Below are 17218 nucleotides of genomic sequence, written 5' to 3' on the forward strand. Positions count from 1 at the left end.
GGGCTTTGAACAGACCGCGCGCACCACGGAGGAAGGGGCAGGCGCCCGCGCTAGTCCTTCACCAGCGCCCACACCAGCGCCACCCCCGCTGCCACCAGGTCGCCCGTGAATGAGCTGTCGGCAGCGTCGCTGCTGCTGGTGAATGCGCGCTTTTGCCGCTCGCGTTCGGCGCGGCTGCGGTCGCGCTCCAGGGCCACCAGGGCGTCGCCGATGTCCACCGAGGGGGTGGCGTGGGTGGTGCGCTCGCTGCTGGCCTTGGCGTAGCCCTCCATGGCGCGCACCACGGCGTCGGGGTCGATGAGGGAGAACGCGGCGCGGCAGTAGGGGCAGGCGTGGTCCTTGCGGATGTCCACGGGGGCGCCACAGCTGGTGCAGTAGATGGCGCCCACGCGTTTGGCCAGGTCGTCGATCTCGGGGCGCGTCATGTGGCGCACAAAGCCTTTTTCGACCATGAAGGACGAGAAGCTGCTGAAGCGGCCGTGCTGGCGCCCGCAGCGGTAGATCATGTAGCGGCCGCTGCGCACCACGTCAAAACCCTTGGCCAGGCTGGTGTTGCAGCGCGGGCAGGCCATGCGTTCTGCCAGGGGCTGGTGCTGGTCGGTGCGGTGTTCGTGCAACAGGCGGAACAGCTCGACCACCGACTGGGGCGCGAGCTTGAGGTTTTCGTGCCGGTCAAACCACAGGCCCTGGCAGGCAAAACAGATGTCCAGCTCCAGCGCGTGCCCCTGGTTGCTGGTGAACCGGTGCGCCTCCATGGGCTGGCGGCAAGAGGGGCAGGACGGCAGAGGGTGCATGGCGGCGGTGCCTGTGGCAGACAGAGCAGAGGTTGGCGCAGATGCTAACCCGGCACAAGGCGGATGGAAGCCTGGCAACTGACGCGCAGGTTCACGGCCGGGCCCTGCCCATCCACTAGCATTCGCGCCTCAACAACAAGGAACCAACAAGATGGGATTCATGAACTGGCGCGTGAAAAGCGCGGAGGTGCTGCAACAAGGCGGGGTCATTGCGCCCGATGAGCGGCTGCCCTGGCCGCAGACGGCGGTGATGGGCGTGCAGCACGTGATTGCGATGTTTGGCGCCACGGTGCTGGCGCCCATCCTGATGGGCTTTGACCCGAACGTGGCGATTTTGATGAGCGGCGTGGGCACGCTGATCTTCTTCCTGATCACCGGCGGCAAGGTGCCCAGCTACCTGGGGTCGAGCTTTGCGTTCATCGGCGTGGTGATTGCGGCCACCGGCTATGCAGGCCAGGGGCCCAATGCCAACATTGCCGTGGCGCTGGGCGGCATCATCGCCTGCGGGTTGCTCTACACGCTGATTGGTGCGCTGGTGCAGGCGGTGGGCACGGGCTGGATCGAGCGCTTCATGCCGCCCGTGGTCACGGGCTCGGTGGTGGCGGTGATCGGCCTGAACCTGGCGGGCATCCCCATCAAGAACATGGCGGCCAGCAACTTTGACAGCTGGATGCAGGTGGTGACCTTTGTGAGCGTGGGCCTGGTGGCGGTGCTCACACGCGGCATGGTGCAGCGCCTGCTGATTCTGGTGGGCTTGATCGTGGCGAGCATCATCTACGCGGTGCTGACCAACGGCCTGGGCCTGGGCAAGCCCATGGACCTGTCCGCGCTGGCCAACGCCGCGTGGTTTGGGTTGCCCAACTTTGCCGCGCCGGTGTTCGAGGCCAGTGCCATGCTGCTGATCGCGCCCGTGGCCATCATCCTGGTGGCCGAGAACCTGGGCCACATCAAGGCCGTGACGGCCATGACGGGCCAGGACCTGGACCGCTACATGGGCCGCGCGTTCATTGGCGATGGCGTGGCCACGATGGTTAGCGGCGGCGCAGGCGGCACGGGCGTGACCACCTATGCTGAGAACATCGGCGTGATGGCGGCGACCAAGATTTATTCCACCGCCGTGTTTTTGCTGGCGGGCGTGTTTGCGCTGGTGCTGGGCTTTTCCCCCAAGTTCGGCGCGCTGATCCAAACGATTCCGCTGCCGGTGATGGGCGGTGTCTCCATCGTGGTGTTTGGCCTGATCGCGGTGGCGGGTGCCAAGATCTGGGTGGACAACAAGGTGGACTTTTCGCAGAACAAGAACCTCATCGTGGCGGCCATCACCCTCATCTTGGGCACGGGTGACTTCACGCTCAAGTTCGGCCAGTTTGCACTGGGCGGCATTGGCACAGCCACGTTTGGTGCGATCCTGCTGTATGCCTTGCTCAATCGCAAAGGCCGATGAATCTTGTAAGGGTTAACCCTGATTTTGTAAGCAACGACCGCTAGCATCCTGGGTTTTGCCCTGGGGGTCGTCCGCCCGCGAGGTGGGCGGCCCCTTTTTCTTTTTTGCGGAGTTTGTTCATGTCCCTGGCCGATCGGGTGCTGTACCCCGACTTTCTCTCCCGCACCATGTCCGCCGACGAGGCGGCCGCCCTGATCCCCGCCGGTGCCCATGTGGGCATGAGCGGATTCACCGGCGCGGGCTACCCCAAGGCCGTGCCCGGTGCGCTGGCGCGCCGCATCGAGAGCCTGAACGCGCAGGGCCATGGCTTCAAGATCGGGCTGTGGACGGGCGCCAGCACCGCGCCCGAACTGGACGGCGCGCTGGCCCAGGTGGACGGCATCGAGATGCGCCTGCCCTACCAGTCCGACCCCACGGTGCGCCGCCAGATCAATGCGGGGCAGATGCAGTATGTGGACATCCACCTGTCGCACGTGGCGCAGTTTGTGTGGTTTGGCTTTCTGGGCAAGCTGGATGTGGCGGTGGTCGAGGTGGCGGGCGTGTTGCCCGACGGGCGGCTGATCCCGTCGTCCTCGGTGGGCAACAACAAGACCTGGCTGGACCAGGCCGACAAGATCATCCTGGAGGTGAATGCCTGGCACAACCCCAAGCTGGAAGGCATGCACGACATCTACTACGGCACCGACCTGCCGCCGCACCGCAAGCCCATCCCCATGACGCGGCCCGATGAGCGCATCGGCGAGCCCTACCTGCGCTGCGACCCAAGCAAGGTGATTGCGGTGGTGATGACCAACCAGCCCGACCGCAACAGCGTGTACGCCGCGCCGGACGACACCTCCAACCGCATCGCGGGCCACATCATCGATTTCTTGCAGCATGAGGTGAAGAAGGGCCGCCTGCCCAAAGACCTGCTGCCGCTGCAGTCGGGCGTGGGCAACATCGCCAACGCGGTGCTGGCCGGGCTGAACAACGGCCCGTTCGAGAACCTCACGGCCTACACCGAGGTGCTGCAGGACGGCATGCTGGACATGCTGCGCTCGGGCACGCTGGCCAGCGCATCGGCCACGGCGCTGTCGCTGAGCCCGGCAGCGATGCAGGACTTCAACGAGCGCATCGACTATTACAAAGAGCGCATCGTTCTGCGCCCACAGGAGATCAGCAACCACCCCGAGCTGATCCGGCGCATGGGCCTGATTGCCATGAACGGGATGATCGAAGCCGACATCTACGGCAACGTCAACAGCACCCACATCATGGGCTCGGCCATCATGAACGGCATCGGCGGCTCGGGCGACTTTGCGCGCAACGCCTACCTGTCAATCTTCATGACGCCGTCGCTGGCCAAGAACGGCGGCATCTCCTGCATCGTGCCCATGGCTTCGCATGTGGACCACACCGAACACGATGTGCAGATCCTTGTCACCGAGCAAGGCCTGGCCGACCTGCGCGGGCACTCGCCCTCGCAGCGCGCCGAAATCATCATCGACCGCTGCGCGCACCCGGACTTCCGGCCCGCGCTGCACGACTACGTGGCCCGCGCCAAACGCAGCGCCGTGGGCCAGCACACGCCGCACCTGCTGAACGAGGCGCTGTCGTGGCACCAGCGGTATGTGGAGACGGGCAGCATGCGCGCGCCAGCGGGCCCTGGCAACGCGGTGTAAAGGGCGAAGGGTGTGAGGGGCGTGAGAGGACGAGGCTCTCACCCCAGAGCCCGCAGGCCTTTGACAGCCAATTGGCAGCTTGGGCAGATAAAATCAGGGTTAACCCTAGGTCTAGCGACCTCCCCTGTTCAACATCCACCAGCCCCTGCCCGGGGCTGGTGGCTTTTTTGCCCGCGAGTTTTTTGATCATGCAACGCCGTCAGTTCACCCAATCCCTCGTGGCCGCCAGCACCGGCCTGCTGCTTGCCACCTCGTCGCGCGCCGTGGGCGTGCAAGACCCCATGGACGCCAAGAGCGTGACGATTGGCTGCTCGCTGGGCACCAGCGGTGCGCTGGCCAGCCTGGGCAAGGAACTCAAGCAGGGACTGGACGCAGGCATTGCGCAGGCCAATACCAAGGGCATCCACGGCCGCGAGATCAAGCTGCTGGCCCTGGACGACGGCTACGACGCCGCGCGTTCCGAAGACAACGTGCGCAAGCTGATTGCCGACGCCAACGTGGTGTCGCTGATCTCCTGCATGGGCACGGCCAACAACCAGCGCATCCTGCCGCTGGTGGACGAGGCGCAGATCCCCTACGTGGCACCCCAGAGCGGCGCCACGTCGCTGCGCAAGGCCGAGTACCGCTCGGTGTTCCACGTGCGCGCGAGCTACACCGACGAAGCCCAGCGCCTGGCGCAAAAGCTGGTGTCCATGGGCATCACCGAGCTGGCCGTCGTGTACCAGGACACCGCCTTTGGCCGCGAGTTTCTGGCCGATGTGAGCAAGGCCCTGGCCGCTGCCAAGCAGCCCGCGCCCAAGGCCTTCAAGCTCGACGCCCAGGGCGCCCAGGTGGCCGATGTGGTGGGCAAGGCCGTGGCCGCCAAGCCCAATGCGGTGCTGCTGGGCACGGCGGGCGACATCACCGCCACGCTGGTCAATGAATTCAAGAAAGTCTCGCCCAGCACGCCGCTGGCCGCCACCAGCGTGGCGCTGTCGGGCGACAACCTGCGCCAGCTGGGCGGCAAGGCCTCGGGCATTGCGCTGTCGATGGTGCTGCCCGACGCGGCCCGCACCAGCTTTGCCGTGGTGCGCGACTACCAGAAGGCCATGCGCGCACTGGGCTACCAGGAGTTTTCGGCCCGCAGCTTTGAAGGCTACGTGAACGCCCGCGTGCTGGCCGAAGGCCTGGAGCGCGCCGGCCGCGACCTGACCCGCGCCAAGCTGCGCAATGCGCTCGCAGGCATTCGCAGCAATGACCTGGGCGGCCTGTCCATCGACTACGCAGGCGGCGCGCCCTATGTGGGATCGCGTTTTCTGGACCTGGGCGTGATGGGCGCCAACGGCCGCTTTATCGGCTAAGCGGCCGAGCCGCTGAGCAACCTGGGCGGGGCCACCCGCCGCAGTTGCTGCGCCCGGCGCCGGGCGCGGCCGGGCTGTGGAATCAGCCCAGGAAACGGCCCGCGCCGTTGAGCACCCCGAGGTCGATGAAGCGCGAGCCCACATAGGGCGACTGGCCGCTGTAATCGACCACAAAACCGCCCATGTCCCAGTTGCGGATGCCTGCGAGCGCATTGCGCAGCTTGGTGCGGCTGGGGTCCGAGCCCGCACGTTCCAGGCCTTCGGCCAGCACGCGCATGTTGACGTAGGCCTCCAGGCTGCCCAGCGTGAAGTCTTGCTGCCCCTTGGCCCGCATGGCGGCCTGGTAGTCGCGCACCAGCTGGGTCTTGGCGCGGTTGGGGTCGGGCATGACCATGGTCACGGCAATGCCGCTGCCTGCATCGCCCAGCTGCTTGAGGCCGTCGCTGGTCAGCGTCACGCTCACACCGGCCATCAGCACGCCCGGCACGGTTTTCTTGATGCCACGCACCAGCTCCACCGAGGCCGCACCCGCCGTGGCCAGCAGCACGGCGGCGGGGCGGGCCTCGGCCACCTTGGCCAGCACATCGGCCAGGTTCTTTCCGTCGGTGGCCAGTGCGGCCTGGACGGAGGGCTTGATGTTCTGCTCGGCCAGCGAGCGCGTGGCGTCGTCCAGCATCTCGCGGCCGTAGCCATTGTCCAGATACACCACGCCGATGCCCTTGAGCCCCATGCCCGCCAGGCGCTGCACCAGGCGGCGCACTTCGTCGGTGTAGCTGGCGCGCACATGGAACACGTTGCGCCCGCCCTTGCGCAGCGACGACGCACCCGTGAGCGGCGCCACGTAAGGGACGCCCGCCTCTTCGATCAGCGGCAGGATGGCCGTGTTGTTGGGTGTGCCCACGCACGACAGCAGCGCAAAGGCGCTGCCCTGGCCAATCATCTGCTTGATGTTGTCGGTGGTGCGCTGGGGCACATAGCCGTCGTCCACCATGTTGAACTGCAGCGTGCGGCCATGCACGCCGCCCCGGCTGTTGATGTGCGCGAGCGCCGCTTCGGCACCCTGCTTGATGTCCTGCCCAAAGCCCGCCAGGGGGCCGCTGAGCGCGGCCGAGCAGCCGATGGTCAGCGTCTTGCCGGTGATGCCGCCCTCTTGTGCCCATGCGTTGCGCATGAAGACGGGGGCAGCCAGGACGGCCGTGGTGTGGGAGGCAAGGGTGACAAACTGGCGACGCTGCATGATAGGAAACCGACTCCGGGAAAAAGCACAATGCACAACCCGGGCATGCCAGTGAGACACTCACTGCATGCTGACCCGGCAAGCCGCCGACCCCCGGGGGAACCCGGCATTCTATGGAGCCCGCATGCGGCGCAGTAGTGTGCCGACTCTACCCCGCCCCCTTTTCGAGACCACCATGCCCATCTGGAAGAAACCCATCGATCTGGCCCTGCTGAAGGCCGCCAACCGCAACACCGCCGTAGAGCACCTGGGCATCGAATTTGTCGAGGTGGGTGACGACTTTCTGCGCGCCCGGGTGCCGGTGGACCACCGCACCATCCAGCCTTTTGGCCTGCTGCACGGCGGCGTCAGCGTGGTGCTGGCCGAGTCCATGGGCTCCACCGGCGCCTACTACGCCCTGCCCGAGGGCTACCGCGCCGTGGGCCTGGACATCAACGCCAACCACCTGCGCTCTGCCACCAGCGGCTGGGTGACCGGCACAGCCAAGCCGGTGCACATCGGCCGCACCACGCATGTGTGGCACATCGATCTGCACAACGAAGCGGGTGAGCTGACCTGCGTGTCGCGGCTGACGATGGCGATCCTCGCACCCCGGTAGAGGACTTCCCCCTGAGCGGCTGCGCCGCTTCCCCCTTCTCTCTACGCGCTGCGCGCTCCGGGAAGGGGGACACCGCCAGCGCTGCGGGGCGGCCCTTGCGCGGCGGTCCTGGCCTGGTGCGCGCCGGTTTCAAACTGGTTAGCGGAAATCCGAGTGAAATTGGCCGTTACCGCTTGACCACAATGCCTTGATAGCTATCTATTCAGTAGCGTTCTGCTGTGCCAGGCGCTCGCTTTTCCAGTACACATCGTCGCCGCCATCCATGCGGTTGAGCACGCGGGCGAGCACGAACATCAGGTCGGAGAGGCGGTTGAGGTACTGGCGCGGGGCGTCGTTCAGCGCCTCTTCGTTGCCCAGGGCAACCACGGCGCGTTCAGCGCGGCGGGCCACGGTGCGGCAGATGTGGGCCTGCGATGCGGCGCGGGTGCCTGCGGGCAGGATGAATTCCTGCAGGCGCGGCAGCGCTGCATTGTGGTGTGCCAGGGCCTCGTCCAGTGCCAGCACCGCTTCGGCCTTGAGCAGTTCAAAGCCCGGAATCGACAGCTCGCCACCCAGGTTGAACAACTGGTGCTGTACTTCCACCAGCAGGGTGCGGACTTCATCGGACAGCGGCTCGCACAGCAGCAGGCCGATGTGGGAGTTGAGTTCATCCACATCCCCCATGGCGTGGATGCGCAAGCTGTTCTTGGAAACGCGCTGGTTGTTGCCCAGGCCGGTGGTTCCGGCGTCGCCCGTGCGTGTGGCGATCTGTGAAAGTCGGTTGCCCATGGCGGTGCCTTGCTGAAAACGTAGAAGAAGGAGAAGTGTGATTCTCCGCCAGCCGCCCCACATAGCCCCCGAGCTACGTCTTGGCACATCCCCGCCACACAACAACACAAAACGGGCCCGCACCGTTACATGGCGCAGGCAAATGTTGGCCCAGGCAACAGCAGGCAAGAGTGCTGGCGTGCAGGGCCTGGCTGCGGTGCAATGCAAGCCTGTTCAACTTCCAAGGAGCTTCGCTTCCCATGAAAGCATTGCAACGACGCACTTATTCGTTCGACACCCGCAGCGTGATGCTGTTTGCGGCCCTGACCCTGGGCGGCGTGGGTGCCTTGCACGCGCAGACTACGTCGTCTTCCTCCGCACCCCAATTCGGGCCGCAGGGCAAGGGCACAGCCCAGGCGGGCGCAGGCTTCACGGTCGGGCCCAGCAGCACTGTGTCCACAGCCGCTGCAGCCGCCTTTGACCGGGCCGACACCAACAAGGACGGACAGTTGAGCGCCCAGGAAGCCGCCACACTGCCCGCCATCAGCCAGCGCTTCAAGGAGCTGGATGCCGACCAGAACGGCACACTCTCGCGCGCTGAATTCGACAAGGGGGTTCAGTCCTGACGCAGCCGGGCGCCTACCACGCCTGAAATGAAGGAAGCAGGGCCTGCCCACGCTGGAACTCCAGGGCGTGGGCGGGCCCTTGCGCGTACAGCGCGTGCAGCGCGGCACCCACCGCCCGGCCCAGATTCTGGGCCCAGCCCAACGCGAGCGGCGAGGCCCCTTCACAAGCGCTCACGTGTCAATCGTGCAGCGATGACAGAAACTGCTGCAGCTCCGGTGTCTGCGGATTGCCAAACAGCGCGGCAGGCGCCCCGGTTTCATGCACCCGCCCCTGGTGCATGAAGATCACGCGGTCGCTCACCTTGCGGGCAAACGCCATCTCGTGCGTGACCATCATCAGCGTCATGCCTTCCTGCGCCAGCGACTCCACCACACGCAGCACTTCGCCCACCAGTTCGGGGTCCAGCGCCGAGGTGATCTCGTCGCACAGCAGCACCTGCGGCTCCATGGCCAGCGCGCGGGCAATGGCCACGCGCTGCTGCTGGCCGCCCGAGAGCTGGTCGGGCATGGCGTCAAACTTTTCGGCCAGGCCCACGCGGGCCAGCAGCTGGCGCGCCTGCGTTTCCGCTGTCTTGGCATCACGCGCCTTCACCAACGTGGGCGCGAGCATGATGTTGCGGCCCACGCTGAGGTGCGGAAACAGGTTGAAGCTCTGGAAGATCATGCCCACCTGCTGGCGCAGCGCGCGCATGGCTGCGGGGCTGTCGTGCAGCAGCTTTTGGCCGTTGACGCTGAGCGCGCCTTCCTGGAACTCTTCCAGCCCGTTCACACAGCGCAGCAGCGTGCTCTTGCCCGAGCCGCTCTTGCCGATGATGGCAATCACCTCGCCGCGCTGCACCTTGAGGTCAATGCCCTTGAGCACTTCGTTGCTGCCGTAGGACTTGCGCAGGGCCGTAATGTCCACGATGGGGGGCTCGCCCACCACGATGCCATCGTGCGCGGGGACCGGGGTGGTTTCAACGGCGGTTGCCATGGAGTTTCCTTTCAAGCGATTGCGCCACCAGGCTCACGGGGAAGCACAGGGCAAAGTACAGCAGCGCCACACAGGCGTAGACGAGGAAGGGCTGGTAGGTTGCGTTGGAGATCATGCTGCCCGCCTTGGTCAGCTCCACAAAGCCGATGACCGAGGCCAGCGCGGTGCCCTTGATCACCTGCACCAGAAAGCCCACCGTGGGTGGCACCGCAATGCGCAGTGCCTGCGGCAGCACCACATGGCGCAGCTGCTCGCCAAAGTTGAGCGCCAGGCTTTGCGCGGCCTCCCACTGCCCCTTGGGGATGGACGCCACACAACCGCGCCAGATCTCGGTGAGGTAGGCGCTGGTGTAGAGCGTGAGCGCCACCGCAGCAGCCGTCCACGGCGATGTCTTGATGCCAAAGAGCGCAATGCCGAAGTACGCGAGGAACAGTTGCATGAGCAGCGGTGTGCCCTGGAACACCTGCACATAGGCGCCCACCGCGCGGTTGACGCCCCGCAGCTTGGACAGGCGCAGCACCAGCAGCACCAGGCCCACCAGGCCGCCACCGATGAAGGCGATGAGGGACAGGGACACCGTCCAACGCGCTGCGAGCAGCAGGTTGCGCAGGATGTCCCAGAGAGAAAACTCAACCATGGCGGCTTACCTCCCGACCAAGAAACGCGCACCCACCCACATCAGCAAGCGGCGGGTGAGCATGGACAACACCAGGTACACGGCCGTGGCCAGGATGAAGGCCTCGAACGCGCGGAAGGTGTTGCTGGAGATGAGGTTGGCGGCGTAGCTCAGCTCGGGTGTGGAGATCTGTCCGCACACGGCCGAGCCCAGCATCACGATGATGATCTGGCTGACCATGGCGGGCCACACCTTTTGCAGCGCGGGCGGCAGCACCACACGCCGGAAGGTCTGGCCCGGCGTGAGCGCCAGACTGTGCGCGGCCTCGATCTGGCCGCGGGGCGTGGCCTCGATGCCCGCGCGGATGATCTCGGCCGAATACGCGCCCAGGTTGATCACCATGGCAAGCACCGATGCAAATTCGGGCGAGAGCTTGAGCCCCAACGCGGGCAGCCCGAAGAACAGGAAGAACAGCTGCACGATGAACGGCGTGTTGCGCACCAGCTCCACATAGCTGGCCACGACCCAGCGCAGCGCCGTGGGCCGGTGGCCCAGGTTGCGCGCCCGCGCCCAGGCGCAGGCCGTGCCCAGCAGCAGGCCCAGCACGGTGCCCACGATGGTGAGGCCAATGGTCCAGACCACGCCGCGCACCAGCAAAGGCCAGGACGCGAGGACGGCAGAAAAATCGAGCGCAATCAGCATGCTTGTGCCCTGCGCCGCTTGTCGCGCCGCAGGCCCTTGGGTTTCAGCAGTTCATCCGGTACGCAGCATCACAGGGGCAGGTCGCCCGCAGGGCGGCCGAGCCACTTGCTGGACAGCTTGTCGATGTCGCCGGACTTGCGCGCCTCGGCAATGATTTCGTTCACGCGCAGGCGCAGCTTGTCTTCGCCCTTGGCCACGCCGATGAAGTTGGGGCTGTCCTTGAGCAGCAGCTTGTATTCGGTGGCCAGGTTGGGGTTCTTGACCATGATGGTGCCCGCCGTCGATGCGCTGGTGGCAATGGCCTGCGTCTGGCCCGACACAAAGGCCGCAATGCTGGCCGCGTGGTCTTCAAAGCGCTTCACGTCCACGCCGGGGGGCGCGACCTTGGCCAGCTCCTGGTCTTCCATGGCGCCGCGCGTCACGGCCACGGTCTTGCCCGCCAGGTCGGCAAAGCTCTTGATGTTCAGGCTCTTGCTGGCAAACACGGCCTGGAAGAACGGTGCGTAGGCGGCCGTGAAGTCGATTACCTTCTCACGCTCGGGGTTCTTGCCCAGCGTGGAGATCACGAGATCGGCCTTCTGCGTCTGCAGGTAGGGGATGCGGTTGGCGCTGGTCACGGGGATCAGCTCGACCTTCACACCCAGCTTGGCGCCGATGTAGTTGGCCATCTCCACGTCCAGGCCCTGGGGCTTGAGGTCGGTGCCGACAAAGCCGTAGGGCGGGTAATCGGTGGGGATGGCGATCTTGATCTCTTTGGCCTTGAGGATGTTGTCCAGCGCGTTTTGCGCGTGGGCGGCGGGCGCCATCAATGCCGCAGCAAGGCCGGTGGCGGCCAGCACGCCCAGGGTCAGGCGGCGGGTGGACGAAGTGACGGTGCGGGCGGTGGTCATAGCAGGGCTCCTAGGTAGGTGGATGCGTCGGCAGGCGCGTCTGGGTCAGACGCTGGGGGGATGGAACTCTTGGTGGCGCGGGACTTGCGCGCGCGGGCTGGTGAAGTGGCTTGTGCAGGGCTCTTGCTCACCGGCGCCAGTGCGTCGCGCAACCCAGCCAGCGGGTCGCTGCTGGCCTGCAGGCGCAGGGCCGACTGCACGGTGCCGATGTGCTCGGACATGAGCGCTTCGGCGTGGGCGATGTCGCCCGCCTCCAGCGCCTCGACGATGCGCACATGGTCGGCGCAGCTCTGCGCCGCATCGTGCGACGACTGGTAGAGCATGGCGATGAGCGTGGTGCGCGCCGTGAAGTCGCGCAGCGTGTCGGCCAGCAGGCTGTTGCCCAGGCATTCGGCCAGGCACACGTGGAAGTCGCCCAGTAGAAAGCTGCGCATGCCCACATCGGTGCCCGCCAGCGCGGCCTTTTCGCGCTGCAAGTGGCTCTTGAGCTGGCGCAGTGCCGTCTTGTCCACCACCTTGAGCTGGTGCAGCAAACCCAGTTCGATCACCCGGCGCGCCTCGAAGGCCTCGCGCGCTTCGTCCTGCGAGGGCTCGATCACATACCAGCCGCGCCGGGCGCTGACGGTGACGATGCCGCGTGTGGCCAGCCTCGTGAGCGCCTCGCGCACGATGGTGCGGCTGCAGTCGAACAGCATGGCCAGTTGCTGCTCGCCCAGGCGCGAGCCGGGCGCGAGCTTTTGCGCCATCACGGCTTCGATGATGCGGTTGCTGATCTCGGTGGCGGTGGTCATTGCCTGCGGTATCGCAGGTTCCGTGCCAACTGGTATACAAGCTGAATGCACCAGCCTGGCGCACGGAGGCTGTGCACCATGGGGGTAGCCTGCCCCGCAACGAGGCGCAGGGCTGCGCCAGGCCCACCCGAGGGGATGCTGGTGCATGGATGTGGTGCAGGCGTTGGCGGGCCGCTACGCACGCGCGGCGCCCCAACGGCCGCAGAACGCTATCGCTTTTGCACAGAGGAAAGCAACAAAGCCCTCAGGGGCCGGCAAGCCGTTATGCAAGCCCGGCCAGGCGCAAGCCCCAGGACAGCACCAGCCCGCCGCCCACCGCTGCCAGCACCGCCGGGTGCCACCACGGCCATCGTGCCACGCGGCGGCGGCCCTGGGCGCCTTCGACCACCGCCTGGCCCGTCAGCAGCACCAGCCACAGCAGCAGTATCAGCGCGCCCGGGCTGGCGGCCCAGGCGGCCGCCCAATCGCCCTGGACCAACGCTGCACACGCGTGCGTGCCGCCGCACAGCGGGCAGGGCATGCCCGTCAGCGCGCGAAACCCGCAGCCCAGGCCCAGCCCACCCCGCCCCAGCCACGATGGCGTGGCAGCCATGGCTAGGGGCCAGCCCAGGCCGAACGCCAGCCGCAGCAGCCGCGCGCTCCTATCCAGCGGCTGCCAGGCGGGCGGGCTGCCCAGCGACGCCACGGCGGGGCCGGGCTCAGAGGGGAGGCAGTGCCACCGGTTCATCGCCCACCAGCTGGCGTGCCATGTAGTAGGAGCCGATGGTGGACAGCGGCAGCGTCAGCAGCGCTCCCACCCAGCACAGCAGAAAGCCCAGCGAGCCCACAATGCCCAGCACCAGCGAGCAGAAGAACGCCGAGCCGAGGTTCTTGGTCACGATGCTCCAGGCCCGGCTGAAAGCGGCCACACCGTCGCGCTCGCCGCGCGCCACCAGGAACAACGCCACCGGGGGCAGCGCCATGACCAGCAGGCCAGGGATGAAACACAGCATGAAGCCCAGCGACACGACCAGCGAGCTGATGAGCCCCGCCACAAACGCGGGCACAAAGTCGTCAAAGCCCCGAAAGACATCGCCGATCTGCACCGCTTCGCCGCGCGTCTCGCGCTCGATCATGCGCATGTAGCCCACCACCATGGGCCCGGCCAGCAGGCCCGCGCTGATGCCGGCAACCACCATCACCAGCAAGGTACACACCACATGGGTGAGGACGTTTTTCTTGAAGGTGCCCCAGGCACCCGACAGGCAATCTCCCACACTGGCTGAAGCCATGGTCATCCCTCCCTATCGTTGGTCGGTCGCGAACGAACGCCGGGCCAGTGTAGCCATCCGGCAGCGAATGCGGTACCCCTGACAGGCCCTCCCTGGCCCTTCCGATTTCTTCTGGAACGCGCTGCTACAAGATGCCTTGCCAGAGCGCGAGCCGTGCAGGCTGCGGGCAAGGCGCGCACAACAGCGCCTCGCCGAAGTGCTGGAGAAGGGGTTCTTCACCGGCGTAGGGCGGCCACCCGGGATCACCATGGTGCGCGAACGCGACCCAGGGCTGTTGCAGGGCATCCGCCAGTGCCACGGGTGGCGTGGGCCCCGTGAGTTCCTGCCCCGTGGGCGTGTGGAGATTGCCAAAGACAAACGGCAGCTCCACCCCGTGCGCTGCGCCCAGGCGCCCGCGCCACTGCGGCGAGGACCAGGTGAACTCATAGCCATGGGCGCTGCGGGCCCAGCGGCTGGCCAGCGCGGCAATGCGCTGCGCGGGCACGCGGTAGTAGTAGTCGGACTGCATCGCGCACAGCCACTCCCCGGGCGTTTGCTGCGCGGGCGGCAGCATGTGGCGCAGGGCCTCGGCGGCACCAGGGCTCAAGCCCACATCCTGCGCAAAGGCATGGACCTGCGCCTCCGTCACCCGGTCGATGGCGCCGCCGGGCACGTGGTACAGGCGCATCTCCTGCGCGTTGCTGCCCACCAGCACCTGCAGGTCGGGCGGCTGGGCCGCCCACTGCTGCGCAAGCGCGTCCAGCGGCGGCGCGGTGAGCACCTGGCCATCGACCACGGGCCGCAGGGGAAAGAAGTTGCGCCCGCCCAGCCCGTGCTGTTGCCGCAGCGCAGGCTCGGACGCGAGCCGGTGCACGGCGCGCAGCACGGCGGTCTGCGGCGCTCCTCCCAATGCAGTCAAGGTGGGCTCCACCCCGGCCAGCGTGGCTACAGCGCGGCGCGCGGCGGCGGCTTCCTGCAAGGTCTGGCAGGCCACGCTGGGGCTTTGCAGAATGGCGCGCTGGAACAGCCCGCGCGATGCAGGCATGCCCATCAGGCAGGCCAAGGCCCCGGCACCGGCCGACTGGCCAAACACCGTGGTGCGCGTCGCATCGCCGCCCCAGGCGTGAATATGGTCGCGCACCCACTGCAGCGCCATGAGCAAGTCCAACAAGCCGCGATTGGCAGGCGCAGCCTGCTCCTCGCCCTCGAAGTGCAAAAACCCGTCAATGCCCAGCCGGTACTGCACCGACACCAGCACCACGCCCCGCCGCGCGAGCGCCGCGCCGTCGTACAGGGGCTCGCTGGCCGCACCGCGAAAGAAGCCGCCGCCATGCACCCACACCATCACGGGCAGATGCGCGCCAGGTTCAACGGGCGGCGCCCACACGTTGACGGCCAGGCAGTCGTCGCCCCCCAGCATGGGCGCATTGGCACGCGCGGTGCGGGCCAGCTGCGGTGCCATGGGCGCGAACGCAGTGGCATCGCGCACGCCGGACCATGGCGAGGCAGGCACCGGCGCCGCAAACCGCAGCGCGCCGCGTGGCGCCTGTGCGTAGGGCATGCCACGGAAGACACGCACGCCCTCCTCCCACAGGCCGCGCAGCTGCCCGCCGTGGGTCAACGTGACCCGGGGCTCCGCAGTGCCCACCGTCATTCGGTGGCCAGTCCCAGCTTGTCGATCAGCGGGCGCCAAATGGCCGCATCGCGGGCCGCCCAGGCGCGCGCATCGGCCGGTGCGGTGGCAGTGAGCGTGACGTTCATGGCTTCGAGGCGGGACTTGTACTGCGCATCGCCACCCCGGCATTTCTCTGTGGCGGCATTGAGCCGGTTCAGCAACTCAGGCGGCGTGCCGGCCTTGGCCACCACGGCAATCCACGCGGGCCGCGCCAGGTCGCTGGCAGCGGGCAGGGCCTCGGCGATGGTGGGCACATCGGGCAGCAAGGGCGAGCGCTGCGCACCAAACAGCGCCAGCGGCACCAGCTTGCCCGCCTTGACCTGTGCGGCCGCCGTGCCAATCACCAGCGTCATCGCATGGATCTGCTGGCCCATGAGCGCGGTAAGGCCTGCACCCTCGCCCACAAAGGGCACATGGGTGCCGGGCACGCCCAGCTTTTCGACGAGCGCAGAGGTCAGCAGGTGCGCTGGGCTGCCCTTGCCCGGCGAACCGAAGTTGATACCGCCCGGCGTGGAGCGCGCCAGCTTCTGCAGATCCGCCAGGCTGGCAATGCCCTGCCCTGCGGGCACAGCCAGCACCAGCGGTGACGTGCCCAGCACAGCCACGCCGTCAAAGTCGCGCAGAGGGTCATACGGCTGCTGCTTGTAGACATAGGGCGTGATGGTCATCTGCGACATGCCGATGCTCAGCAGGTTGTAGCCATCTGCAGGCTGGGCCTTGAGGTAGTTGACGGCCAGGATGCCGTTGGCCCCGGGCTTGTTCTGCACCACCACGGGCTGGCCCAGCTCGCGCGCGGCGCAATCAGCCCACACGCGGGTCATCGCGTCCGAACCGCTGCCCGGCGGCTGCTGGGCGATGAGCTGGATGGGCTTGGCCGGGTAGGCCGCAGACTGCTGCGCGTGGGCGCTGCCGGCCGCACAGGCCAGAGCGGCGAGCGCGAGGAAGCGCGGAGCGCGCGCAGGGGCTGAGGTCATGGTGTGTCTCCTGGTGATGTTTTCTGCAAGGGATGCCCGAGTGGCGCGGCGTGCAGGCGGTACGTGCCGCACACCCCACGGGCAGACAAAGAGGGGCGTCAGCGGCGGCGTGTGCGCGCCTCGGTAGGCGCAACAGCGGCTTCGCACCTGGCGGCAATCCATTCGGCCAGGCAGTCCAGTTGCGCCTGCTGGGCAGCATCGGTCACGGTGGGCGGTGCAGGGGCAAACAACTGCAGCAGCCCGAGCCCGCGCAGCGACGACAGCACCAGGCCCAGCAGGCCGTCGCGGTCGGGCTCTGCCGCCAGCTCGGGGAAGGCCGTGAAGAAGCCTTCGTGCATGCGGGCCTGCACGCTCTGGCGCAGCTCGGCAATGTGGCCTAGCACCTCGGGCTGATTGCGACAGCCCAGGTAGATGTTCCAGGCCACAATGAAACGCGGCTGCGCATAGACCAGGTTCCACACGGCCTGCACAAACTTCGTAGCCCGCTCGCGCGCTGGCAGCGCCGGGCTGGGCCAGAGTTCGCCCGAGCGCACGGTGGACTCGATCAGCTCGCTGAGCACATTCATCATCAGCACCGCTTTCGATTCGAAATGGTGCTGCACCGCGCCCGAGGTCATGCCCGCCGACTTGGCCAGCTCGTGGATGGACATCTCCTCCAGGCTGCGATGCTGGATCACATCGATGGCCGTGGCAATCAGGTGCTGGCGCGTGGCAGCGCTGCGCTCGGCATGGGTGCGGCGCGCTCCTGTCTTGGGGGAAACACGGTGGTTCATGGCGTTTTCACAATATACATTTCAAACGTAATGTATTTACGCGACTCCTGACCAGCAAGCCCGTGAATACCCGCATCCCCAGCCGGGCCCAAGGTCGATCACCCAGCACCCGACCACGGGGCCGAACCTA

At 67.1% G+C, this 17218-nt stretch carries 18 protein-coding genes; 5 read left to right on the plus strand and 13 right to left on the minus strand.

Annotated elements, in window-relative coordinates:
* Positions 1–50: 50 nt before the first annotated feature.
* Positions 51–794, minus strand: coding sequence for a zf-TFIIB domain-containing protein (locus tag AvAM_RS12340; protein WP_137747332.1), 744 nt, complete (start codon positions 792–794; stop codon positions 51–53).
* Between the two features lie 151 nt (positions 795–945).
* Between AvAM_RS12340 and AvAM_RS12345 the strand changes: the two genes are divergently transcribed.
* From AvAM_RS12345 to AvAM_RS12355, 3 genes are all read left to right on the plus strand, one after another.
* Complete coding sequence (locus tag AvAM_RS12345; RefSeq protein ID WP_137747333.1) at positions 946–2235, plus strand: solute carrier family 23 protein; 1290 nt, start codon at positions 946–948, stop codon at positions 2233–2235.
* Positions 2236–2354: 119 nt separating this feature from the next.
* Positions 2355–3896 carry an acetyl-CoA hydrolase/transferase family protein gene (locus AvAM_RS12350; RefSeq protein ID WP_137747334.1) on the plus strand — a complete coding sequence of 514 codons (1542 nt, stop codon included), beginning with the start codon at positions 2355–2357 and terminating at the stop codon, positions 3894–3896.
* A 188-nt stretch (positions 3897–4084) separates the two neighbouring features.
* On the plus strand, positions 4085–5236 hold the full coding sequence (locus tag AvAM_RS12355) for an ABC transporter substrate-binding protein (RefSeq protein ID WP_137747335.1): 1152 nt from the start codon (positions 4085–4087) through the stop codon (positions 5234–5236).
* Positions 5237–5318: 82 nt separating this feature from the next.
* On the opposite strand, the gene AvAM_RS12360 is transcribed toward AvAM_RS12355, so the two are convergent.
* The gene (locus AvAM_RS12360; RefSeq protein WP_137747336.1) at positions 5319–6473 is read right to left on the minus strand and encodes an ABC transporter substrate-binding protein; all 1155 of its coding nucleotides are present in this window, start codon (positions 6471–6473) and stop codon (positions 5319–5321) included.
* 175 nt (positions 6474–6648) lie between these two features.
* Between AvAM_RS12360 and AvAM_RS12365 the strand changes: the two genes are divergently transcribed.
* Entirely contained in the window at positions 6649–7071 is a 423-nt protein-coding gene (locus AvAM_RS12365) for a hotdog fold thioesterase (protein ID WP_015011965.1), read from the plus strand.
* A 198-nt stretch (positions 7072–7269) separates the two neighbouring features.
* Here AvAM_RS12365 and AvAM_RS12375 read toward each other — a convergent pair whose 3' ends face one another.
* Positions 7270–7839: a cob(I)yrinic acid a,c-diamide adenosyltransferase gene (locus tag AvAM_RS12375; protein ID WP_137747337.1), complete on the minus strand. Its 570-nt coding sequence runs from the start codon at positions 7837–7839 to the stop codon at positions 7270–7272.
* A 239-nt stretch (positions 7840–8078) separates the two neighbouring features.
* On the opposite strand from AvAM_RS12375, the gene AvAM_RS12380 reads away from it, so the two are divergent.
* On the plus strand, positions 8079–8444 hold the full coding sequence (locus AvAM_RS12380; RefSeq protein WP_137747338.1) for an EF-hand domain-containing protein: 366 nt from the start codon (positions 8079–8081) through the stop codon (positions 8442–8444).
* 178 nt (positions 8445–8622) lie between these two features.
* Here AvAM_RS12380 and AvAM_RS12385 read toward each other — a convergent pair whose 3' ends face one another.
* From AvAM_RS12385 to AvAM_RS12430, 10 genes are all read right to left on the minus strand, one after another.
* Entirely contained in the window at positions 8623–9417 is a 795-nt protein-coding gene (locus AvAM_RS12385) for an amino acid ABC transporter ATP-binding protein (RefSeq protein WP_137747339.1), read from the minus strand.
* On the minus strand, positions 9401–10054 hold the full coding sequence (locus tag AvAM_RS12390) for an amino acid ABC transporter permease (protein ID WP_137747340.1): 654 nt from the start codon (positions 10052–10054) through the stop codon (positions 9401–9403). The genes AvAM_RS12385 and AvAM_RS12390 overlap by 17 nt, the downstream gene beginning before the upstream one ends.
* A 6-nt stretch (positions 10055–10060) precedes the next feature.
* On the minus strand, positions 10061–10735 hold the full coding sequence (locus AvAM_RS12395) for an amino acid ABC transporter permease (protein WP_137747341.1): 675 nt from the start codon (positions 10733–10735) through the stop codon (positions 10061–10063).
* Between the two features lie 68 nt (positions 10736–10803).
* Positions 10804–11625 (minus strand): transporter substrate-binding domain-containing protein, encoded by an 822-nt coding sequence (locus tag AvAM_RS12400; RefSeq protein WP_137747342.1) that lies wholly within the window; start codon positions 11623–11625, stop codon positions 10804–10806.
* A complete protein-coding gene (locus tag AvAM_RS12405; RefSeq protein ID WP_137747343.1) occupies positions 11622–12416 on the minus strand; it encodes a GntR family transcriptional regulator in 795 nt (264 codons plus the stop codon). Before AvAM_RS12405 ends, AvAM_RS12400 begins: the two co-directional genes overlap by 4 nt.
* Before the next feature lie 262 nt (positions 12417–12678).
* Positions 12679–13143, minus strand: coding sequence for a DUF2752 domain-containing protein (locus AvAM_RS12410; protein WP_137747344.1), 465 nt, complete (start codon positions 13141–13143; stop codon positions 12679–12681).
* Entirely contained in the window at positions 13115–13687 is a 573-nt protein-coding gene (locus AvAM_RS12415) for a hypothetical protein (RefSeq protein WP_137747345.1), read from the minus strand. Before AvAM_RS12415 ends, AvAM_RS12410 begins: the two co-directional genes overlap by 29 nt.
* Positions 13688–13811: 124 nt before the next feature.
* The gene (locus AvAM_RS12420) at positions 13812–15320 is read right to left on the minus strand and encodes a carboxylesterase/lipase family protein (RefSeq protein WP_137747346.1); all 1509 of its coding nucleotides are present in this window, start codon (positions 15318–15320) and stop codon (positions 13812–13814) included.
* Positions 15317–16315, minus strand: coding sequence for a tripartite tricarboxylate transporter substrate binding protein (locus tag AvAM_RS12425; protein WP_137747347.1), 999 nt, complete (start codon positions 16313–16315; stop codon positions 15317–15319). The genes AvAM_RS12420 and AvAM_RS12425 overlap by 4 nt, the downstream gene beginning before the upstream one ends.
* Positions 16316–16413: 98 nt before the next feature.
* Complete coding sequence (locus AvAM_RS12430) at positions 16414–17088, minus strand: TetR family transcriptional regulator (protein ID WP_137747348.1); 675 nt, start codon at positions 17086–17088, stop codon at positions 16414–16416.
* Positions 17089–17218 lie beyond the last annotated feature (130 nt).

Source organism: Acidovorax sp. NB1 (assembly GCF_005405905.1).
Taxonomy (GTDB): Bacteria; Pseudomonadota; Gammaproteobacteria; order Burkholderiales; family Burkholderiaceae_C; genus Acidovorax.